Here is a 22,513-nt window from a genome sequence, read left to right as displayed (position 1 = left end):
ATTTTCAGTCATATATCTTTTTATAAGTAATCATTAGAAATAGAGAAGTTTCATGAAAACGCCATTTAGCAAAATGGACGGTCTTGGAAATCAAATTATTGTTGTTGATATGCGTGAAAGCACATACGCTCTTACACCACAAGCAATCCTTGCTTTGTCGGCAGATCCTGAAATGCATTTTGATCAAATCATGGCTATCCACACACCAACCCAGAAAAAAACCGACTTCCGCATAGAAATATGGAATGCTGACGGATCAATGGCTAAAGCTTGTGGCAATGGTACCCGCTGTGTCATCGCATGGCTTAAAGATCACAATTTTGGTGAAAAATTTCATTTAGAAACTCCCGCTGGAATTATTGAAGGAAAATACCAAACCGATAATCTCATTTCTGTTGATATGGGATGCCCAAATTTCAATGCAAAAGAGATGCCTGTTTCACGTGAAATAGTTGATACCAATCACGTAGAAATTATGGCTGGTCCCCTAAAAGACGCTTGTCTCATATCCATTGGCAATCTCCATGCTATCTTTTTTGTTGAAAATGATATTCAACATATTCCATTAGAAAAATATGGGCCAAAACTTGAACATGACCCCCTGTTTCCCGAACGGTGCAATATTTCCATTGCTTGCATAACGTCAAAGAAAAGTCTAAATTTACGTACATGGGAGCGAGGGGCAGGATTAACACAAGCATGTGGGAGTGCTGCTTGTGCAAGTGCAGTGGCTGCTTATCGTCGTGGACTTACAGAGCGCCATGTTGATGTAAATTTACCTAAGGGAACACTTAATATTTTTTACCGAGAAGACGATCATATTATCATGACAGGACCAATTAAATATCACTTTAGTGGTTTTTTAAGCCCTTTAACAGGGTGCTACAAAAAGGATCACTCCTGATGGCAATAGAAATTGTAACTTTTGGTTGTCGACTTAATAGCTACGAATCGGAAATCATTCGCAAAGAAAGTACTTCTTCAGGGCTAGATCAACTTAAAGATGGTGCTATTATCTTTAATACCTGTGCTGTCACTGCCGAAGCCGTACGACAAGCAAAACAAGCTATCCGCAAAGCAAGACGTGAAAATCCTCATACGCGTATCATTGTAACAGGGTGTGCAGCCCAAACAGAAGCACAAAATTTTGCCTCAATGACAGAAGTAGATCTTGTTTTAGGAAACGAAGATAAACTTCACGCTCATTCTTATCGTCAACTTCCTGATTTTGGTATTAATCATTCTGAAAAGGTGCATATCAATGACATTATGGAAGTACAAAAAATTGCTCCACATATGGTCAGTGCAATGCAAGAGCGCACCCGCGCTTTTGTACAGGTACAAAACGGATGCGATCACCGCTGTACATTTTGCATTATTCCTTATGGACGAGGACCATCTCGTTCAGTTCCCATGGGTGTTGTCATAGAACAAATTAAAAAGCTGATAGGTGGGGGTATCCAAGAAGTGGTCCTTACAGGTGTTGACCTTACAAGTTATGGCCACGATCTTCCTGGAAAAGCTACTCTAGGAAAATTAACTTCAGCTATTTTGCATCATGTCCCTGACTTAGCCCGATTACGCCTCTCATCTATTGACTCTATTGAAGCAGACGAAGAACTCATAAATCTTTTAGCTTATGAAACAAGAATCATGCCCCATTTGCATTTATCTTTGCAAGCAGGTGATAATATGATTTTAAAACGGATGAAACGGCGCCATCTGCGCGAACATGCCATTCAATTTTGCCAAGAATTGCGTGCCAAACGTTCTACAATGGTTTATGGTGCCGACTTAATTGCTGGTTTTCCTACAGAAACAGAAGAGATGTTTCAAAATAGTCTTGCCTTAATCAAAGACTGTAATTTAACCCATCTCCATGTCTTCCCCTTTAGTCCAAGAGAAGGAACACCTGCCGCACGTATGCCACAAATCAACCGTAAAATAGTTAAGCTGCGTGCTGAAAAATTGCGTAAAGCAGGTGATATGGCTTACCAAAAGCATCTTGCTCATTTACAAAACAGTCTACAAACAATTCTCGTTGAAAAAGATGAAATCGGACGAACAGAAGATTATACTCTTGTACAAGTTAAAGGTGCAAAAGCAGGAACAATTGTTCAAGCACTTATCGTTGATCATGATGGCGATAAATTGATTGCTGTCCCTCCAAAATTAAACGCTGCTTGAGCAGGAGAATTCTTATGACTAAATCTTTTATAAAAAAAATATTCTCTTTTAACAAATCTCAAGAGCAAGAAATTGAACAACAGATTTCTATTCCTGATAAAAGCGATATAATAGAAGAAAATAATGAAAAGACAAAAAATAATCAAATTTCTATAGACACAGAAAAAAAAGAACAAACAAAAAATCCAGAGTCAATACTTACAAAATATGATGAAAAATCTCCATTTCTAGAATCCCATTCTGATAAAATTCCCTTTTCTGGTAAAATTATTGTCACAGACAACATCCGTGAAAAAAAGAATGAAGAAATTTTATCTGAACCTTCTGTTGAACAAAAAAAGACAGCGTGGTTTGGGCGCCTTAAAAAAGGCCTATCCCTTTCTTCACAACGCCTAAGCGGATCAATTGGCGATCTCTTTGTTAAAAGAAAACTTGATGAAGATACACTGCAAGAGCTCGAAGATATTCTTATCCAAGCTGACATAGGTGTAGAGACAGCAACACGCATCACAAATACTTTAGCTTCCAGTCGTTACGGAAAAAACCTCTCCCCAAATGATATTCATACTATTGTAGCTGATGAGGTCAAAAAAGTTCTGGAACCTGTTGCAATACCATTAGAACTTGATCTCAGCCATAAACCTCATGTTATTTTGCTGGTAGGTGTAAATGGCACTGGAAAAACGACAACTATTGGAAAACTTTCAGCCAAATTAACAGAAGGGGGATTAAAAGTTATGCTGGCAGCAGGTGATACTTTCCGAGCCGCTGCTATTGAGCAACTACACATTTGGGGTGAACGTACCAATTCTCCTGTTATTTCGACAAAATTGGGTGCAGATGCCGCCAGCTTAGCATTTGATGCTTATGAAAAAGCAAAAAAAACAAACAGTGATGTATTAATTATTGATACAGCAGGGCGTTTACAAAATAAATCTGAATTAATGGATGAGTTGGCAAAAATTATTCGTGTTTTAAAAAAACACACCCCCCAAGCACCCCACACAATCCTTCAAACTCTTGATGCAACAACCGGACAAAATGCACTCAACCAAGTGGACATTTTCAGTGATATTGCTGGTGTTAATGGTTTAGTTATGACAAAGCTAGATGGGACTGCACGAGGAGGAATTCTTGTCGCTATCGCAGCAAAATATAAATTACCCGTTTATTTTATCGGTATAGGAGAAGATATTGAAGACCTTCAACCCTTTTCTGCTTCTGACTTTGCCGAAACTATTGCAGGAAAACACGCATGAAACAGCCTTTATCTAATCTTAATTTACACAATAATTCTGAAAAAAAGATGAATAACAATAAAAAAATTTCTCTCTCACCAACACTTAAGTTTCTTTTGGAAATGGGTCCATTGGTTGCCTTCTTTTTTGCCAATTATAAGGGAGAATGGCTGATAAAAAACATTGGATTTTTTCAAAATTTTAGTAAGCCTATTTTCCCTGCAACAGCTATTTTTATGGTGGCTATTATTATTTCCCTAAGCTTATCATGGATCCTTGCAAGACAAATTCCTATTATGCCTCTTATTTCAGGAATATTTGTTTTAGTTTTTGGCTTTCTAACTCTCTGGCTTCATAATGAAACTTTCATAAAAATGAAACCAACAATCATTAATAGCTTATTTGCTTTTATACTTTTTGGAGGGATGTTTTTTAAAAAACCACTTTTACGTTATGCTCTTGATTCTACCTTAAAACTTGATGATTTAGGTTGGCAAAAACTTACCTATCGTTGGGCGTTTTTTTTCATTTTTCTTGCCATTTTGAATGAAATAATTTGGCGTAATTTTAGCGATAATTTCTGGACAAGTTTCAAAGTATTTGGCGTCATGCCTATAACAGTCCTTTTCATGCTTACCCAAATGCCTATAATTATAAAACATTCAAAAGGACTTTTTACAGAAGAGGACAAATCTGATTCTTAAAAAAATCATCACTACCGATTATTTTATAGATTCATCGCCAAACACTGTTCGGGAGAAAAAATATGTTGATTGAACAGTTTATTTGTCGAGAAGACAATTTCGGTGTACTCCTTCATGATGAAAAAAGTGGTATGACAGCTGCAATAGATGCTCCTGAAGGCAAAGCGATTCACAATGCCTTAAAGCGCCACAATTGGACACTTAACACTATTTTTGTAACTCATCATCATCACGACCATGTAGAAGCCCTATCAGAATTAAAACAAGTTTACAACGCTATGGTTATCGGACCAGAAGCAGAAAAAGAAAAGATCAATCATCTTGATAAAACACTTCAACCTGATGAAAGTTTTTCTTTTGGCTCACATCTTCTTTTAGCTCTTTCAACACCTGGTCATACTCTAGGCGCATTATCTTACTATTTTCCTGAAAAGAATTTACTCTTTGCTGGAGATACACTTTTTTCATTGGGCTGTGGACGTCTTTTCGAAGGAACACCAACACAAATGCTGAATTCTTTAAAAAAACTTCGTAAACTTCCTGATGAAACACTTCTTTATTGTGGACATGAATATACAAAAAATAACGCTCTTTTCGCACTAACAATTGACCCACATAATAAAAAACTCCACCAAAGAATAGAAGAAGTTTTTTTGCTACGTGCAAAAAACGCTATGACTTTACCAGTAACCTTAGGGCAAGAAAAAGCCACCAATCCCTTTCTCCGCTGGGATGATAGTGTGTTGCGAAGAAACCTTGTAATGGAAGAGGAAACAGATGAAGAAGTCTTTGCTGAAATTCGAAGAAGAAAGGATAATTTTTAACTATGCGTAAGTTCGTATTACGTTTGTTCCTGCTTTTTCTTTTCGTGATACATATTCAACAAACAATGGCAGAGGAAAAGGAAACAGATAATTCTTCTCTTATATCATCTCTCATTGCAAATTATCCCTTAACGGAAGATTTTCTTTTAAAGCTGGAAAAAATTGAAAAAGAATGTAAAAACTTACTTCCAGAAACAAAAAATAATCTTATAACTTATGATTCTAGTATCCAATCTAGTATTGAAAATTACACTACCTATATTTCTAGTAAACCAAAACTTGTAAATATTTTAAAAGAAAATAATATAACACCGAAAGATTTTGCTTCAGGAACCTTAGCTCTTAAAGAAATATCAACGCTTCTCATATTTGTACCTGAAAAGGAATATTCTACTGAGAAAAATACTATATTTCTAAACAATCTTGAATTTGTTAAAAAACATTTTTTTAAAGCGACAATTCTTTTAGATAACTGTGAAAAACTCATTTTGAGCAACTAATCAGCTATGACACATTAAAAAATCACCGTGTTTTTATCATTCCTAATAATTGGGTTTATTTCGATTATATTTAACAAATGTTTTTATAAAAATAAAGAATAACAGACGAAAAAATATTTATTGAAATTCAAAAAAGAAAGGATAATTTTTAGTCATGTTTAAACTTCTATTGTGCTTTTTCTTCATTTTTCCTTTTGCATCATACGCTCAAGAAAAAAAAACAAGAAATAGATGATCTTTCTTTTATACCGCCTTTCATTGCAAATTATCCCTTAACGGAAGATCTTCTTTTAAAGCTGGAAAAAATAAAAATAGAATGTAAAAATTTATCTTCAGAACCAGAACAAACAAATAAAAAAAGTGATTTCAATAATTATAATGATAATATTGAAAAATACGCTGCCTATATTTCTAATAATCCAAAACTTGTGAATATTTTAAAAGAAAATAATATAACACCGAAAGAGTTTGTTATTGCTCACCTAGCACTTCAAGCGACATTGTATGTACTTACTGATGAAGGAAATTCTACTTATGAAAAAAACTTTTTACCTCCAAGCAATATAGAATTTGCTAAAGAGCATATGTATAGAATAATAAAAATTTTAAAAGATAACTGTTAAAAAACTTTTTAGAACAATTGATTAACTTTGTAAACGCCGACAAATTTCATCTAATTGTTCTAATGAAGAGTAATGTATTTTTAAATCTCCACCTTTTTTACCATGTCGAATAATAACTTTCATTCCTATCACATCTGCAAGTAATTTTTCTAAAGATTTTGTTTCAGCATCTTTCTCCGTATTGGTACGCTTTTTAGTTTTAGGATTAGCTTGCTCATATGCAAGTATTTCTGTTTGACGTACTGAAAGCCCTTCACGAATAATTTTCTCAGCTAAATTTTGTGGATCATCAACGGTTATAAGACAACGTGCATGACCTGCAGAAAGTTGTCCATCAGTTAAGAATTGTTGTACTTTTTCTGGAAGTTTTAACAAACGAAGCGTATTTGCAACATGACTACGACTTTTTCCTATAACTTGCGCTAAATCTACTTGCGTATAATCATGTTCATTTAGAAGCATCTCATATCCCTTTGCTTCTTCGATAGGATTAAGATCTGCACGTTGAACATTTTCAATAATTGCCAATTCCAAAGCCGTTTTATCGTCCACATCACGAATAATAACGGGTAATTGACTTAAATTTGCACGTTGTGCTGCACGCCAGCGCCGTTCACCCGCAATCAATTCAAACCGATGAGGATGATCTCTTAAAGGCCTCACAATAACCGGTTGAACCACACCGTGTTGACGAATTGATTGTGTCAAATTATCAAGCTCTGTTTCAGTAAAATGACGCCGAGGATTGTGAGGATTACATGAAATAGATTCAATAGAAATAAATCGCTCAGAAAGACTACCGGATTCATTTAATTTATCAAAGCTTGATGAACGTGCAATATTGTTGTTTAAATTGATATCTCCAATCAATGCCGCTAATCCACGTCCTAGTCTTTTTTTTGATAGATCATCGTTCATAATTTTGCTCTTTGAGTTTTCTTACAAAAAATTTTACATTTTTAAGCAGCAGCACGTGCTTGTTTTTCACGTTGAATCATTTCTGATGCTAGACGCAAATAAGCTTGGCTCCCAGCACATTTAAGATCATAAAGCAATACAGGTTTGCCAAAAGAAGGCGCTTCTGATACTCTTACATTTCGTGGAATAACAGTACGATAAACTTTATCTCCCATAAAAGAACGTACATCTTCAACAACTTGATTTGAAAGGTTATTACGTCCATCATACATTGTTAGAACAATACCTTGGATCTCTAAAGATGGATTAAGTACGGATCGCACTTGTTTTACTGTTTCAAGTAATTGACTTAAACCTTCAAGTGCTAAAAATTCACACTGCATAGGCACTAAAACAGAATCCGCAGCCCCCATAGCATTAAGTGTTAAAAGATTAAGGGAGGGAGGACAATCAATTAAAATATAATTGAATTTTTTTTCCATTTCCGGATCATCATAGAGAGCTTTACGTAAGCGTTGTATGCGATCTTTTGATGAAGAAATTTCCATTTCCACACCTAAGAGATCAAGTGTAGAGGGAACTATATAAAGATTGGGTACGGCTGTTTTTAAAGCCGCCTGTGTAATTGAAACGCCCGAAACCAAAACATCATAAGAAGATAAAGGACGGCTATTACGATCAATCCCTAAACCTGTACTAGCATTACCTTGTGGATCAACATCCATAATAAGGACATTTTCACCAATAGCCGCTAAAGCTGTAGCAAGATTAATTGCTGTGGTTGTTTTTCCGACTCCACCCTTTTGGTTTGCAATAGCGATAATTCGTGTTTCGCTCATTTTGCTCTACCCTCTATATGATCGAATATGAGAAATTTCCAAAATAACAGAATTTTCATCAACTTTACTTTTATGTTTTAACAGATCAAAGTGCCAATTGGCAGAGGCATTTTTTATTTCTGTAGCGTAATCCCGACCTTTTTGCAAAAGAGCTATTGTTTTTTCTGTTAATAAAGGAAAAATGAGTTGTAAAAGAGTATCAAGCGGCGCTAATCCCCGTGCCGTTATAATATCAGATATGGGAATTTTTTGATATATATCTTCAATTCTAGCGTGATAAACCGTTGCTGGAAGATTAAGTTGAGCAATAACTGTTCGCAAAAAAGCAACTTTTTTCCCATTACTTTCAACAAGATTAATATGTGCTGTTTTTTTTTCTTTCAAAAAGATAGCAATCACAATTGCAGGAAAACCTCCTCCTGATCCTAAATCACACCAATGTAAAGAATGAGCATACAAAGGAAAAATTTGTGCTGAATCTAGAATATGTCGTGTCCATAGATCTGGTATAGTTGTAGCAGATATCAAATTAATATGTGCATTCCACTGAAGTATTAAAGACTCAAACTGAATTAAATTTTCCATCGTTTCACGTGAAACAGAAGGAACAATATTTAATAATTGTTGATATTTTTTTTCTGTAGAAAAATTCATTAAGCTGTTTTAGCCTTTTCACGTCGTTGACGTTGAATATGTGTAATAATAAGTGATAACGCGGCGGGTGTCATGCCATCAATTTTTTGTGCATCAGCAATTGAACGCGGCGACACTTCTTGAATTTTTGATTTAAGTTCATTTGAAAGACCTGAAATTGCCTGAACATCAAGAGAAGAAGGAATTTCTAAACGCTCATCTCTCTGAAGAGAGGCAATATCTTGTGCTTGTTTATCTAAATAAACCGCATATTGTGCTTCAATTTCTAAAGATTCTGCTGTTTTAGAATCAATTGTTTGTAATTGTGGCCAAAAATTTGAAAGACGCTCTAAGGTCATATGAGGATAAGCAAGAAAATCATAAGCCGAACGCCGAATTCCATCATGATTAACATGTAATCCATGAGCAGAAGCTTCATTGGGTGTTAAAAAAAGATTTTGACATATTGATCGTGCTTGATCAAGCCGTTGTTGTTTTTTCTGATAACATTCCCAACGTATTTTACTCACAATACCCCATTTTTGTGCCAAAGGTGTTAAACGCGTATCAGCATTATCAGATCGTAAAGATAAACGAAATTCAGCACGTGATGTAAACATCCTATAAGGTTCACAAACACCACGTGAAACCAAATCATCAATCATAACACCAATATAAGCAGTAGAACGACTTATAAGTATTTCATCTAATTTACCTACTTTACGTGCAGCATTTAATCCAGCTAAAAGTCCTTGTGCTGCTGCTTCCTCATATCCTGTTGTACCATTAATTTGGCCTGCTAAGAACAAACCCGGTAAAGAACGTAATTCTAAGTTTCTCGTTAATTGTTGTGGATTAACAAAATCATATTCAATAGCATAACCAGGTTGCAAAACTATAGAATTTTCCAATCCTTCAATGGTTTTCAATAGAGAAATTTGTACATCTTCAGGAAGAGAAGTAGAAAGACCATTTGGATAAACAGTATCATCATTTAATCCTTCTGGTTCCAGAAAGATCTGATGTCCATCACGTTCTCCAAATTTCACAATTTTATCTTCAACAGAAGGACAATAACGTGGTCCTAACCCTTCAATATTTCCAGAATATAAAGCAGAGCGATAAATATTCTCGCGAATAATTTGATGTGTTTTCTCATTTGTACGTGTTATTGCACATTCAATTTGTGGTTGTTCAATTTTCTCTGTTAAAAGAGAAAAGGGTATGGGATTTTCATCTGCTTGTTGTTTTTTGAGAGCTTCCCAAGCAATTGTTTTTTTACTCAAACGAGCAGGGGTTCCTGTTTTTAATCGTCCAAGTTTTATATGATATTTTTTCAAATGTTCAGCAAGTTTTACACTTGACTGATCTCCCATACGACCAGCAGCCCATGTTTTATTACCAATATGAATAAAGCCATTTAAAAATGTACCTGTTGTTAAAACAACAGCACCAGAAAAAATTGTTCCTTGTTTTTTTAAAATAACACCTGATACACAATTATCTTTAACAACCAGATCAATAACTTCATCCTCAATAAGAGTAAGATTTTCTTGTTCTTTTAATAATTTTTGAATTGCTTTTTTATAAAGTTGTCTATCTGCCTGTGTCCGTGGTCCTCTTACTGCCGGTCCTTTACGTCTATTAAGTAGTCTAAACTGAATTCCAGCAGCATCTGCTGCTCTTCCCATAAGACCATCTAACGCATCTATTTCACGAACTAGATGCCCTTTTCCAAGTCCACCAATAGCAGGATTACACGACATTGTTCCCAGTGCTGATATTTTATGTGTAACAAGCGCTGTTTTGGCTCCTACACGTGCTGAAGCTGAAGACGCTTCACAGCCAGCATGACCACCACCAACAATAACAACATCATATGATTGCATTTAATTCATTCCGTAGAAAATATTATAAGGTTTCACGTGAAACAGGATATAAATTACATAATCTTTATAATCTGTCTATGAAATAATCAATGTTTCACGTGAATCATTATTTACCAACACAAAATTCTGAAAAAATAATATCAAGCAAATCTTCAACATCAATATCTCCTGTAATTTTCCCAAGAAAATCACTTGCACAACGGAGATGTTCTGCACGTAAACTGAGATCAAGAGAATGATAATTAAGAGAAAATTCAATCTCTTTAACAGCCTGCTTTAATAATTGAAGTTGCCTTTTACGTGCTGGAACAATATTTCCAATTTCAGAAGCACGATAATGACAAAATGATTCAAGTTCTTTTATAAAATAATCAAAATTTAAACCAGTTAATGCGGAAAATTGTATAGACCAACGCTGATCACTTTTTTCATAAAGATCAAGCTTATTGCCAACACACCATATTTCAGCCGATGTTTCTGGTAAATCAACTTGCGTAGGATTTCCTATATCATAAACCAAAATAACCAAATCAGCTTCCATAACATGCTGTTTAGCAACTTCTATTCCCATCTGTTCTATTTTATTTTCTGTTTTTCTAAAACCAGCAGTATCTGTTAAAAAAATAGGTAAACCACCAAGAATAATTCTCATTTCTAAAGCATCACGGGTTGTTCCTGCTTCTTCCGTTACAATAGCAACAGATCTTCCTGAAAGACGATTCATAATGCTTGATTTTCCAGAATTTGGAGCACCAGCAATAACAATTTTTAATCCATCACGTAAAATACTCGCACGTTCTCCTTCAGTAATATATTCCCGAATAGAAGTACAAAGATCCTCAACATCTTTCCAAACTTTATCAGATATTGCGTTGGGAATATCTGCTTCATCAACAAAATCAAGTTCTGCCTCAATAAAAGCACGCGCCTTCATAAGCTTATGACGCCAATCACGATAAAGCGTCGTTAAATGTCCACTTGTACCCATAACAGCTAAACGCCGTTGGCTTTCCGTTTCTGCTTCTATTAAATCAGCAAGACCTTCTGCTTGAACAAGATCTAATTTTCCTTCCATAAAAGCACGACGTGAAAATTCACCTGCCTCTGCAATACGGCATCCAGAAAATGTCGACAATTCATCGAGAAAACGATTAACTACTGCTTTTCCTCCATGTAAATGGAATTCTGCACAATCTTCCCCCGTAAAACTATGAGGAGAAGGAAAAAAAACAGTTAAACCAGAATCTAAAAAACTACCATCACGAGCAGTAAGATTTCCATAATGCATAAAACGTGCTTTAGGTAAACGACCACAAAGCGTTTTAACTATATCCACAACATGAGGACCAGAAAGCCGAATGACTGCAACCCCTGAAGGTAACAATCCACTCGAAACAGCAAAGATTGTATCCACAGGTTTTATCCTAATAAAAACTTTAATAACTCTACGTATTCATTGAATCAAAAAATTCACTATTATTTTTTGTTTGCTTTAATTTATCAATCAAAAATTCAATTGCATCTGTTACATTCATAGATGCTAAAATACGACGAAGAACAAAAATTTTGTGTAAATCTTGTCGTTCTACCAGAAGTTCTTCTTTACGCGTTCCTGACTTTAAAATATCCATAGCAGGGAAAATACGTTTATCAGCAACTTTTCGATCAAGAACAATTTCCGAATTACCTGTTCCTTTAAATTCTTCAAAAATAACCTCATCCATACGACTTCCTGTATCAATCAAAGCCGTTGCAATAATAGTTAAAGATCCGCCTTCTTCAATATTACGTGCTGCACCAAAAAAACGTTTTGGACGCTGGAGGGCATTTGCATCCACACCACCTGTTAAAACTTTACCCGAAGAAGGAACAACTGTATTATATGCACGTCCAAGACGTGTAATAGAATCGAGAAGAATAACAACATCACGCCCATATTCAACAAGACGTTTGGCTTTTTCAATGACCATTTCTGCCACTTGTACGTGACGTATTGCTGGTTCATCAAAAGTAGAAGAAACCACTTCTCCTTTTACTGAACGCTGCATATCAGTAACTTCTTCTGGTCGTTCATCTATTAAAAGAACAATGAGATAGCATTCAGGATGATTAGTGGTAATAGAATGAGCAATATTTTGAAGTAAAACTGTTTTTCCCGTTCGAGGAGGAGCTACAATTAACCCTCTTTGTCCTTTTCCCAATGGAGATATCAAATCAATCACGCGTGATGACATATCTTTCTCTGTAGGATCTTGTATTTCCATTTGGAAACGTTCATTTGAATAAAGAGGAGTAAGATTATCAAAGTGGATTTTATAACGAATCTTTTCAGGTTTTTCGAAATTAATTGTATTAATTTTAAGGAGAGCAAAATAACGTTCTCCCTCTTTTGGACTGCGTATGGGTCCTTCAATTGTATCGCCTGTTTTTAAAGAAAACGACTGTATTTGTGCAGGTGAAAGATAAATATCATCAGGACCAGGAAGATAATTAGCATCAGCAGATCTCAAAAATCCAAATCCGTCTTGTAAAACTTCAACAACACCTTCTCCTATAATTTCAACGTCTTGTAGAGCAAGTTTTTTCAAGATAGCAAACATTAATTCTTGTTTGCGCATAAGGGAGGCATTTTCAACTTCTAATGTTTCAGCAAAAGAAACAAGCTCAACGGGATTTTTGCTTTTAAGTTCTTGTAGTTTCATTTTTTGCATGAAATATGCTCTTTGTAATTAAGGAGAAGATTGTTCTAAATAATTTATGGAAATTTATGAGTGAAATATTATTAAGAAAAAATATCCTACACTCAATTTTTTTAATCTGCAAGTACCATTTATATGAAATTTGTTCCTGTAATATTAAGTAATTATATGAAAAACTTGAAAAAATATAAAATCCAAATAGTATTTAATTATTTTAATAACAAAAATGTGATTTAGAATTATAGCATTAATGAAATGCTATTCAAAAGTATTTTTTACAGAAATTTATATTAATAAATTTATATTAAAGAAAGGATTATTCTTATTTATAACTGTGTTTAGTGTGGATTATTATTTATCCTCAATTTTATCCACAAAAGGAACTGAAAAAAGAATAAAAATATCACTATCTTAAAGATATTATCCCCTCTTTTTTTATAAGAGGGATTAAATTATCACAAGCATTTAATTTGTGCATAAAAAAGGAGAATTTTTCATAAATTTTAGTTTTATAAAAAACGGTGAGGATATATACACATGTCTTAACAAGGAGTTAAAATTTTTGTGACAAAAGAAAAAAAATTCTTTCATTTACACATGCTTTCTGATGCAACAGGAGAAACATTAATTTCTGTTGGAAGAGCTGTAGCATCGCAATATGCAATGATTCAGGCAACAGAGCATATCTATCCTATGATTCGTAATAGAATACAGTTACAGAAAGCTCTTAATGAAATACAACAAGAGCCAGGTATTGTTCTTTACACAATGATTGATGAAGAATTTAAACTTCTCCTTCAAAAAAGGTGTAAAGAAATGAAAGTTCCCTGTATTGATATATTGCATCCTGTTTTAAATGCTTTTCAGTCTTACCTTGGAATGCCAACACATTTACGTGCGAGCGCACAACATGATCTTAATGCAGATTATTTTCGCCGTATTGAGGCACTGGATTTTACAATAGAGCATGACGATGGGCAGTCTTCCAGTAGCTTATCCGAAGCAGATGTGATCCTTGTGGGAATTTCAAGAACCTCTAAAACGCCAACAAGTATCTATTTAGCAAATCGCGGAATAAAAACGGCTAATATTCCTCTTATTCCTAATATTGATTTGCCAGAATCCCTTTTAGAGGCAAAAAATTCTTTAATTATTGGTTTAATTGCTTCAGCTGAAAGAATCTCACATATCCGCCAAAATCGAGATTTGGGAGAAAGTTTTGCTCTTGATAATTATACAAATCGTATCAACATAGCTGAAGAATTAATCTATGCAAAACGCATTTGCGAACGTTTTGGTTGGCCTATTATTGATGTCACAAGACGTTCTATTGAAGAAACTGCTGCTGCAATATTTGAACTGTTATCACGATTTCGTGAAGGAAATGAGAGAAAATTCTCATGAACGCAGATACTTTAATATTAGCATCTCTTAGTTTTTATCGTGCAAAATTATTAAAAAAAGCAGGCTTAAATTTTTCCATTGAAGGAGCTTCTTTTGATGAAAGAGAAGTAGAAAAAAAAGCAAAAGAAAAAAAACCTAAAGAACTCAGCTGTTTTCTTGCGAGTGCAAAAGCAAAAAATGTTTCAGATCGTTTTCCTGATGCTTTCGTTATTGGTTGTGATCAAGTTCTTGATTTGGAAGGTCAAGTTTTTCACAAAGCAACAAATATTAAAGAAGCACATCAACGTTTATGTAAGTTATCAGGAAAAGCCCATTCTCTTCATAGTGCGGTAGCTTTATTTAAAAATGGTCAAAAAATTTGGGTTGAAGCTTTTAGTGCACATATGTCCGTCCGTTTACTCTCATCAGAATTTATTGAACGTTATTTAGCACGCGTAGGAAAAGATGTTTTAAACAGCGTGGGAGTATATCAAATTGAAGGAGAAGGAATTCATCTCTTTGAAAAAATTGAAGGAGATTTTTTTACCATTGTTGGTTTACCTTTGCTGCCTCTACTCATAAAACTGCGCCACTTAGGAATTATTAATGGTTGACTTAACAATAAAAAAAACAAATTATCCGCGTGCTTTTGTTGTTGGTTCTCCAATTCATCATTCAAAATCGCCAAAAATTCACAATTTTTGGCTTAAACAATATGGTTTACAAGGAGAATATCTTGCACAAGAAGTAACATCTGAAGAGTTCAGTCATTTTATTGCGTCTTTACAAAAAATAGGCTTTTGTGGAGGAAATGTTACTTTACCTTATAAACAGGAAGCTTTTCGTTTAGCAGATTATAAAGATGAGAGAGCAACAATGATTGGTGCTGTTAATACACTTTGGTATGAAGGAGATAAGCTTTGTGCCACGAATAGCGATGCCTATGGTTTTAGCGCTAATCTTGATGATTTTGCATCTGATTGGGGAGGGGAAACAGCTCTTGTTTTTGGAGCAGGTGGTGCCGCTCGCGCTATCATATATGCCTTAAAAAAACGCGGATTTGAACAGATTTATTTAATTAACCGTACAAAACAACGTGCTGATAATTTAGCTCAGCATTTTGGAAAAATCATTAAAGTTTACGATTGGTATAAAATCCATGAAATACTTCATCAAGTTGATTTGATTGTTAATACAACATCTATTGGCATAAAAATTCCAGAAGAAAAAAGTGATTCTTTTTTTTGCGATTTTCATAAAGCAAAAAAAACGGCGTTAGTAACAGATATTATTTATACACCATTGATAACTCCTTTTTTACAACAGGCAAAGGCTTGTGATCTCAAGACGGTTGATGGGCTTGGGATGCTTCTACATCAGGCTGTTATAGGGTTTGAACAGTGGTTTGGAATAAGACCACAGGTGACAAAAGCGTTACGGACAGCTATTTTAGATGATATGAGTGAAAAAAGAGAATGAAGATCGTAGGATTAACGGGATCAATTGCTATGGGAAAATCAACAGTTGCTGATTTTTTCAAGCAAGCGGGTATTTCTGTTTTTAGTGCTGATGAAGCAGTAAAACAGCTTTATAAAAGTGAGCCAGCTTTGTCATTCATAGAGCGTATTTTTCCTGGTGTTGTTGAAAACGGTGAAGTTAATCGTTTGAAACTTTCTGAAATTTTGATTGATGATAAAGAAAAATTACAAAAATTAGAAAAAATAATTCATCCTTTGGTACAAGAAAAAGAAAGGGAATTTATTGATATAGCGCGTGAACAAGGGAAAAAATTAGTTATTCTTGATATTCCACTTTTGTTTGAAAAAAATGGTGAAAGTCGTTTGGATAGCGTTATTGTTGTTTCTGCTCCACCAGAAATACAAAAAGAACGTGTCATGATTCGCCAAGGTATGAATGAGAAAAAATTTGCCTTTATCAATGCTCAACAAATGCCAGATGAAAAAAAACGAGAACGTGCTGATTTTATTATTGATACAGGGAAAGATTTAGAAAATACCCGTCAACAGGTTTTTGATGTGATAAAAAAATTGCTAAAGAATTAAAATCATGCGTGAAATTATTTTTGATACAGAAACAACAGGTTTAGATAAAGAGAAAGATCGCATAATCGAAATTGGTTGTGTAGAAATGGTTGATCGTTATCTCACAGGACGCCAATTTCATGTTTATTTAAACCCTGAAGGCGTTATTATTCCTGATGAAGTTGTAGCAATTCACGGATTAACCAATGAACGCTTGAAAAACGAGAAAAGTTTTAGTGATATTGTTGATGAATTTTTGGAATTTATCAAAGACGCGACAATGATTGCGCATAATGCGAGTTTTGATATTGGTTTTATTAATGCAGAATTAAAACGCGTCAACAAACCGCTTATCAGTATTGATAATATTCTTGATACATTGGCTATGGCGCGGCGTAAATTTCCTATGGGTCCTAATTCTCTTGATATTTTATGCAAACGTTTTGGAATTGATAACAGCCATCGTGTTCTTCATGGTGCTTTGCTTGATGCAGAGATTCTAGCTGATGTTTATATTGAGCTCATCGGTGGAAAGCAAGGTGTATTGGGTTTTGATAACAGAAGGGGTATTGATGAACATATCCAGAACGATAAAGATACATCTTATGCCGTTAAAATTCGCCCACAGGTTTTACCTTCAAGATTGAGTACGCAAGAAAAAAAGTTACACGCTGATTTTATCTACAAAATGGGTGAAAAAGCTCTGTGGAAAAACTTCAAAATTCATGAATAACATCATCTTTTATCTAAAAGAGTTACGATTGAAATTAAAGAATATAGATGTCAAAAAAAACGGTCGTTGTGGGGAGGGGAACACCACAACGACCCTGTCGCTACATCGTACCTCAGCTATCATAGGAGGAGCAAAATGAAAGCTATTAATCCTGTAACAGCAAAGAAAAGCTCTAGGTACTTAATATAAAGTGCAACGACTTCACGTTTTATGAAGAGAAAAAATGGCTTTTTAGAGGCAAAGTGAAAAAATATATAAGGGTAATTTGTTTTTTTAGCTGAAATGGAGAAAAAATTGTCATGAAAGCAACAGATCATCTTTTTTTGGTTGACGGATCAGGCTATATTTTTCGTGCTTATTATGCTTTGCCGCCTTTAAAACGTAAAAAGGATGGACTTCCTGTAGGAGCAGTAGCTGGTTTTTGCAATATGTTATGGAAATTACTTTGTGATGCTCGTAATACAGCTACGGGTGTTGTTCCAACACATTTTGCTGTTATTTTTGATTATTCATCTGATACTTTTCGGAAACAAATTTATCCTGAATATAAAGCGAATCGTGTTGAACCTCCTGAAGATCTAATTCCTCAATTTGCGCTAATACGCCAAGCAACGAAGGCTTTTAATTTGCCTTGTATTGAAAAGGAAGGCTTTGAAGCGGATGATTTAATTGCTACCTATGCAAAGTTGGCAACAAAGGTTGGGGCAAAAACAACCATTATTTCTTCTGATAAGGATCTTATGCAACTCGTAAATACGCATGTATCTTTGTATGATGGAATGAAAGATAAGCATATAGGTATCTCAGAAGTTATAGAAAAATGGGGTGTTGCGCCTGAAAAAATGATTGATTTACAAGCATTAATTGGAGATTCAACGGATAATGTACCGGGTATTCCAGGCATTGGTCCAAAAACTGCAGCTCAGTTGTTAAATGAATTTGGTTCTCTTGATCTTTTATTGCAAAACGTAACAGAAATTAAACAAACAAAACGACGTGAAAACATTCAAGCTTATAGAGAACAAGTTAAAATATCTCGTGAACTTGTCAGGCTTAAAACAGATGTTCCTATAGATAATGATTTAGATGATTTTATTTTGGAGCCACAAGATGGTCCACGTTTAATTGCTTTTTTGAAAGCGATGGAGTTTTCAACATTAACGCGTCGCGTGGCAGAGGCAACGACATGCGATGCAGCTGTTATTGACGCACTTGATATAGATGTTGAATGGGAAAAACTAAGCCCCAGGAATGATTCTGATATCAGGCATGATTCTTATATCAAGAATACTGAGCGCGCATCTCTTCATAATTTTTCTGAAAATTCTCCACAAGTTTTTGCACAAAAACGTAAAGATCAAGCGCTGACTCAAAAAATTACAAGAGATGCTTATACAACAATTCTTGATGAGGAAATTTTAAAAGACTGGTTATCACAAGCACAAGAGCAGGGTTTTTTTGCTTTTGATACTAAAACAACATCTCTTGATCCGATGCAAGCAAAGCTTGTTGGTTTTTCACTCGCATTACAGCCGGAAAAAGCAGCTTATATACCTCTTGAACATTTTGATGAAGGAGAAGAGGACCTTTTGAGGGGCGGGCGCATTGCCTCACAGATTGAGGACCAAAAAGCTTTAGCACTTTTAAAACCGATATTAGAAGATTCAGCGGTGTTAAAAATTGGTCATAATATAAAATATGATTGGTTGGTGATGAAGCAATATGACATTATGATAAGCTCTTTTGACGACATCATGCTTTTATCATATGCTTTTGATGCTGGAATGTTAACCCATAATATGGATGATTTGTCTGAACGTTGGCTTGAGCATAAACCAATTGTCTATAAAGATTTAACGCATAACGGGAAAAAAATTACTTCTTTTGCACAAGTAGATTTAAAACAAGCAACCCTTTATGCGGCGGAAGATGCTGATATAAAGCTACGTCTTTGGCAAGTATTGAAACCGCAACTTGTTGCTCGTGGAATGACAAAAATTTATGAGCGTCTTGATCGGCCTCTTGTAGAAGTTCTTGCAAGAATGGAAGAACGGGGGATTCTTATTGATAGGCAGATTTTATTGCGTCTTTCAGGAGAGTTGGCACAAGCTGCTTTGATTCTAGAAGAGGAAATTTACAAACAAGCTGATGAAAAGTTTAATCTTGCTTCGCCAAAGCAATTAGGGGATATCCTTTTTGGCAAAATGGGATTGCCTGGAGGCGCTAAAACTAAGGGTGGACAATGGTCAACTTCTGCACGGACCTTAGAAGAGTTGGCTGCTGAAGGTCATATTTTACCGCGTAAAATTATTGAGTGGCGTCAACTTTCAAAGCTAAAATCTACCTATACAGATGCCTTGCCTTCTTATATTTTTTCAAAAACAGGGCGAGTTCATACAAATTATTCTTTGGCAATAACATCAACAGGTCGGTTATCATCATCAGAGCCAAATTTGCAAAATATTCCAGTGCGAACTGCTGAAGGACGTAAAATTCGAACAGCTTTTATTGCTCCCAAAGGACATGTGTTACTTTCTGCTGATTATAGTCAGATTGAGTTGCGCATTCTTGCACATATTGCGGATATAAAAGCATTAAAAGAAGCTTTTGCTAAAGGGCATGATATTCACGCTATAACGGCATCACAAATGTTTGGTGTTGCGATAGAAGGAATGCATTCAGATATACGACGGCGTGCAAAAGCGATTAATTTTGGTATTATTTATGGTATTTCAGCTTTTGGACTAGCCAATCAATTGGGAATTTCACGCCAAGAAGCGGGTCGTTATATTCAACTGTATTTTGAAAGATTTCCAGGAATTAAAGATTATATGGAGAAGACCAAAATCTTTGCACGTGAAAATGGTTATGTAGAAACAATTTTTGGACGTCGTATCCATTATCCAGAGATAAAAGCAAAGAATGTAAAAATTCGTTCTCTTAATGAGCGGGCAGCTATCAATGCTCCAATTCAAGGTTCTGCAGCAGATATTATTCGTCGCGCTATGATACATATGGGAGATGCTTTAAAAGAAGAAAAACTATCAGCAAAAATGTTGCTGCAAGTTCATGATGAACTGATTTTTGAAGTACCAGAAGAAGAAAGTAAAAAAACCATGACTGTTGTTAAAAATGTTATGGAAAATGCTACAATACCGGTTCTATCTTTATCTGTACCGCTTGAAGTAAAAGTTATGACGGCTCAAAATTGGGATGAGGCACATTAATTTTTTTTATTTATTTTTAAGAATATTGATTGCGTTGGAAAGATTAAGATAGGCTTTGATAGGCAAATGATCTGAAGCAATGCGTGCAAGTGGTGAATAATGATTTTCAATACTTGTTACCAATTGGTGGGGAAAAGAAAAAACTCTATCAAGGGCTAACAAAGGAAAACGAGAGGGAAAGCTTGGTACAACTTCAAAAGTGCTATCAAAATAGGGAGAAAAATGATTTAAAGATGAGCCTTTTCCCATTCGCCATTCATTAAAATCTCCTATGAGGAGTGTAGGCATAAGGGGGCGTTTTTGGAAAATTTCAAGGAGCATTTTTGTTTGTTGTTTACGAGAGTAACGTAATAAGCCAAAATGAGCCGCAATAATACGAATAGGGCCTGCTGCCATTTCCAACTCTACAATTACAGCCCCACGTGGTTCAATACTAGGAAGAGTGACTTGTAAAGTATCACGTACATATCCCTTTCGCAAAAAAAGAGCATTCCCATGCCAACCATGGCCATGAGGTGACGTAGTATTAAGAGGTACAGGAATCAAACCGGTTTCAGCTTTTAATAGCTGAAGATTAATCAAACCGATGCGTTCCCCAAAACGTTTATCTGCTTCTTGAAGAGCAAGGATATCAACTTGTAATTCAGTAATAACACGGACAATTCTTGTAGGATTAAAAACTTTATCAACACCTACACATTTATGCACATTATAGGAAGCAACGGTCAGATCATAATTACTATTTTGATTGACGATGTTTGATTGATGATGAGAGCGGCTGTGAGTTGTATTTAAAAAGGAGCTATGGAGTTTTTGTTGGATAAAACCGGTAAACCAAGGGAATTTTTGCTTATAAGGGATTTTTGTCATTTTGCGAAAAGAATAGTTTCTAAGAAGCAGAGGATAAAGATTTACACTAAAAACAAAAGAACCTTGTCTCTTTTAGAAACAAGGTTCTTTAATTAAGTAATGATTTTTACAATCAATCACGGTTTGAGCCAAGAAACTGTAGCAAGAAGACAAACATATTGATGAAATCAAGATAAAGATTCAGCGCGCCCATAATAACTTTACGTCCTCTGGTATCGCTTTCATCTCCTTCATAATACATCAACTTAATGCTCTGGGTATCGTAGGCTGTTAAACCAGCAAAGATAAAAACACCAATCACAGAGATAGCAAACTGCAAAGCGCTTGATCCAAGAAAAATGTTCACAATCATGGAAAGCAACAAGCCGATCAATCCAATGAATAAGAATGAACCGATTGCTGTGAGATCACGCTTTGTTGTGTATCCATAAAGTGAAAGAGCTCCAAAAGTTGCGGCGGAAATGACAAAGGTTTGCACAACACTTTCTGTCGTATAGCGCAAAACGATTGAAGACAGTGAAAGACCAACCAGAGCAGCATAACCAAAAAAGAGACTACGAGCAGCATTTGTGCTCAATGTATTAATTTTAAAACTGAGAAATAAGACTGCTATGAGTGGTGCAAACATAACAATATAAGAGAATGGCGATGTATAAAATGTTACTCCAAATGGTGTTAGATAAACACTGCTATTGATTTGAGCTGCTGCTTGGCTCATATCTGTTGTCGTTGCTAATGATACAATTGCATAAGCGGCAGCAGCTGTAATAAGCAAACCAATGGCCATTGCATTGTAGACACCCAACATATAGTCGCGTAATCCCTGATCAATTGATGCATCGGCATGAGAAGCAGGTGCCGAACGTAAATCTTTAAAATTAGCCATAATATAAAATCCTTTAGCATATGTTCTGTCAGGTATAGGGCTTTAAAGGTGTCTCTGTCATTACACAGATAAGCTTGGTATAAGCCTTAATTGGGCAAATACAAAAACCCTTAAGAATCACTGACAGAATTCCAGCATATATGCTCTTATTATGGAGATTTATTTAAAAATTACAAGAGATTTATATGAAGAAGGAACCTTACAAATTGGTAAGGAAATAGTTCATTTTAATAAAAAATATTCCCATTTTTTGCCATATTTTTGCAAGATAAAAAGACTACACTCAAAATTTTTTCTATTTTCACAAAAACTATGTAA

General features: G+C 35.0%; 21 protein-coding genes. 13 read left to right on the top strand and 8 right to left on the bottom strand.

What is annotated here, in order from left to right:
• Nucleotides 1-52 precede the first annotated feature (52 nt).
• The 7 genes from dapF to ACFIO5_RS00765 all read left to right on the top strand — a co-directional run bounded on the left by dapF (nucleotide 53) and on the right by ACFIO5_RS00765 (nucleotide 6,076).
• Complete coding sequence (gene dapF / locus ACFIO5_RS00795; protein ID WP_375671703.1) at nucleotides 53-904, top strand: diaminopimelate epimerase; 852 nt, start codon at nucleotides 53-55, stop codon at nucleotides 902-904.
• Nucleotides 904-2,187 carry a tRNA (N(6)-L-threonylcarbamoyladenosine(37)-C(2))-methylthiotransferase MtaB gene (gene mtaB / locus ACFIO5_RS00790; RefSeq protein ID WP_375633947.1) on the top strand — a complete coding sequence of 428 codons (1,284 nt, stop codon included), beginning with the start codon at nucleotides 904-906 and terminating at the stop codon, nucleotides 2,185-2,187. The genes dapF and mtaB overlap by 1 nt, the downstream gene beginning before the upstream one ends.
• A gap of 14 nt (nucleotides 2,188-2,201) precedes the next feature.
• The gene (gene ftsY, locus ACFIO5_RS00785; RefSeq protein WP_375705049.1) at nucleotides 2,202-3,446 is read left to right on the top strand and encodes a signal recognition particle-docking protein FtsY; all 1,245 of its coding nucleotides are present in this window, start codon (nucleotides 2,202-2,204) and stop codon (nucleotides 3,444-3,446) included.
• On the top strand, nucleotides 3,443-4,129 hold the full coding sequence (locus ACFIO5_RS00780; protein ID WP_375620900.1) for a septation protein A: 687 nt from the start codon (nucleotides 3,443-3,445) through the stop codon (nucleotides 4,127-4,129). The genes ftsY and ACFIO5_RS00780 overlap by 4 nt, the downstream gene beginning before the upstream one ends.
• A gap of 62 nt (nucleotides 4,130-4,191) precedes the next feature.
• Nucleotides 4,192-4,953: a hydroxyacylglutathione hydrolase gene (gene gloB / locus ACFIO5_RS00775; protein ID WP_375705048.1), complete on the top strand. Its 762-nt coding sequence runs from the start codon at nucleotides 4,192-4,194 to the stop codon at nucleotides 4,951-4,953.
• 2 nt (nucleotides 4,954-4,955) lie between these two features.
• A complete protein-coding gene (locus ACFIO5_RS00770; RefSeq protein ID WP_375633637.1) occupies nucleotides 4,956-5,453 on the top strand; it encodes a hypothetical protein in 498 nt (165 codons plus the stop codon).
• 194 nt (nucleotides 5,454-5,647) lie between these two features.
• On the top strand, nucleotides 5,648-6,076 hold the full coding sequence (locus ACFIO5_RS00765) for a hypothetical protein (protein ID WP_375705047.1): 429 nt from the start codon (nucleotides 5,648-5,650) through the stop codon (nucleotides 6,074-6,076).
• 21 nt (nucleotides 6,077-6,097) lie between these two features.
• Here the strand turns inward: ACFIO5_RS00765 and ACFIO5_RS00760 are convergent, their stop codons facing one another.
• The 6 genes from ACFIO5_RS00760 to rho form a co-directional block, all read right to left on the bottom strand.
• On the bottom strand, nucleotides 6,098-6,994 hold the full coding sequence (locus tag ACFIO5_RS00760) for a ParB/RepB/Spo0J family partition protein (RefSeq protein ID WP_375612765.1): 897 nt from the start codon (nucleotides 6,992-6,994) through the stop codon (nucleotides 6,098-6,100).
• A 41-nt stretch (nucleotides 6,995-7,035) separates the two neighbouring features.
• On the bottom strand, nucleotides 7,036-7,833 hold the full coding sequence (locus tag ACFIO5_RS00755) for a ParA family protein (RefSeq protein WP_273790170.1): 798 nt from the start codon (nucleotides 7,831-7,833) through the stop codon (nucleotides 7,036-7,038).
• Nucleotides 7,834-7,839: 6 nt separating this feature from the next.
• On the bottom strand, nucleotides 7,840-8,487 hold the full coding sequence (rsmG, locus tag ACFIO5_RS00750; protein WP_375633639.1) for a 16S rRNA (guanine(527)-N(7))-methyltransferase RsmG: 648 nt from the start codon (nucleotides 8,485-8,487) through the stop codon (nucleotides 7,840-7,842).
• Complete coding sequence (gene mnmG, locus ACFIO5_RS00745) at nucleotides 8,487-10,355, bottom strand: tRNA uridine-5-carboxymethylaminomethyl(34) synthesis enzyme MnmG (protein WP_375633640.1); 1,869 nt, start codon at nucleotides 10,353-10,355, stop codon at nucleotides 8,487-8,489. Before mnmG ends, rsmG begins: the two co-directional genes overlap by 1 nt.
• A 106-nt stretch (nucleotides 10,356-10,461) precedes the next feature.
• Entirely contained in the window at nucleotides 10,462-11,769 is a 1,308-nt protein-coding gene (mnmE, locus tag ACFIO5_RS00740; RefSeq protein ID WP_375639469.1) for a tRNA uridine-5-carboxymethylaminomethyl(34) synthesis GTPase MnmE, read from the bottom strand.
• 31 nt (nucleotides 11,770-11,800) lie between these two features.
• Nucleotides 11,801-13,066, bottom strand: a complete 1,266-nt coding sequence (rho, locus tag ACFIO5_RS00735) for a transcription termination factor Rho (RefSeq protein ID WP_015857121.1) — start codon at nucleotides 13,064-13,066, stop codon at nucleotides 11,801-11,803.
• A 552-nt stretch (nucleotides 13,067-13,618) separates the two neighbouring features.
• On the opposite strand from rho, the gene ACFIO5_RS00730 reads away from it, so the two are divergent.
• The 6 genes from ACFIO5_RS00730 (at nucleotide 13,619) to polA (ending at nucleotide 20,439) form a co-directional block, all read left to right on the top strand.
• Nucleotides 13,619-14,458, top strand: a complete 840-nt coding sequence (locus ACFIO5_RS00730; RefSeq protein ID WP_375633959.1) for a pyruvate, water dikinase regulatory protein — start codon at nucleotides 13,619-13,621, stop codon at nucleotides 14,456-14,458.
• Nucleotides 14,455-15,051, top strand: coding sequence for a Maf family nucleotide pyrophosphatase (locus ACFIO5_RS00725; protein WP_375639471.1), 597 nt, complete (start codon nucleotides 14,455-14,457; stop codon nucleotides 15,049-15,051). The genes ACFIO5_RS00730 and ACFIO5_RS00725 overlap by 4 nt, the downstream gene beginning before the upstream one ends.
• Nucleotides 15,044-15,916, top strand: coding sequence for a shikimate dehydrogenase (locus ACFIO5_RS00720; protein ID WP_375639472.1), 873 nt, complete (start codon nucleotides 15,044-15,046; stop codon nucleotides 15,914-15,916). The genes ACFIO5_RS00725 and ACFIO5_RS00720 overlap by 8 nt, the downstream gene beginning before the upstream one ends.
• Entirely contained in the window at nucleotides 15,913-16,500 is a 588-nt protein-coding gene (gene coaE / locus ACFIO5_RS00715) for a dephospho-CoA kinase (protein ID WP_375639474.1), read from the top strand. Before ACFIO5_RS00720 ends, coaE begins: the two co-directional genes overlap by 4 nt.
• A gap of 4 nt (nucleotides 16,501-16,504) precedes the next feature.
• Complete coding sequence (gene dnaQ / locus ACFIO5_RS00710; protein WP_375633965.1) at nucleotides 16,505-17,212, top strand: DNA polymerase III subunit epsilon; 708 nt, start codon at nucleotides 16,505-16,507, stop codon at nucleotides 17,210-17,212.
• 299 nt (nucleotides 17,213-17,511) lie between these two features.
• A complete protein-coding gene (gene polA / locus ACFIO5_RS00705) occupies nucleotides 17,512-20,439 on the top strand; it encodes a DNA polymerase I (protein WP_375642790.1) in 2,928 nt (975 codons plus the stop codon).
• 6 nt (nucleotides 20,440-20,445) lie between these two features.
• Here polA and ACFIO5_RS00700 read toward each other — a convergent pair whose 3' ends face one another.
• Both ACFIO5_RS00700 and ACFIO5_RS00695 read right to left on the bottom strand, forming a co-directional pair.
• Complete coding sequence (locus ACFIO5_RS00700; protein WP_375633643.1) at nucleotides 20,446-21,309, bottom strand: endonuclease/exonuclease/phosphatase family protein; 864 nt, start codon at nucleotides 21,307-21,309, stop codon at nucleotides 20,446-20,448.
• A gap of 112 nt (nucleotides 21,310-21,421) precedes the next feature.
• Complete coding sequence (locus tag ACFIO5_RS00695; RefSeq protein WP_375611347.1) at nucleotides 21,422-22,195, bottom strand: Bax inhibitor-1/YccA family protein; 774 nt, start codon at nucleotides 22,193-22,195, stop codon at nucleotides 21,422-21,424.
• Nucleotides 22,196-22,513: the final 318 nt, after the last annotated feature.

The sequence above is a fragment of the Bartonella sp. AA86SXKL genome (genome assembly GCF_042196885.1).
The sequence above is the reverse complement of the archived record's forward strand: the minus strand, read 5'-3'. Positions and strand labels throughout refer to the sequence as shown.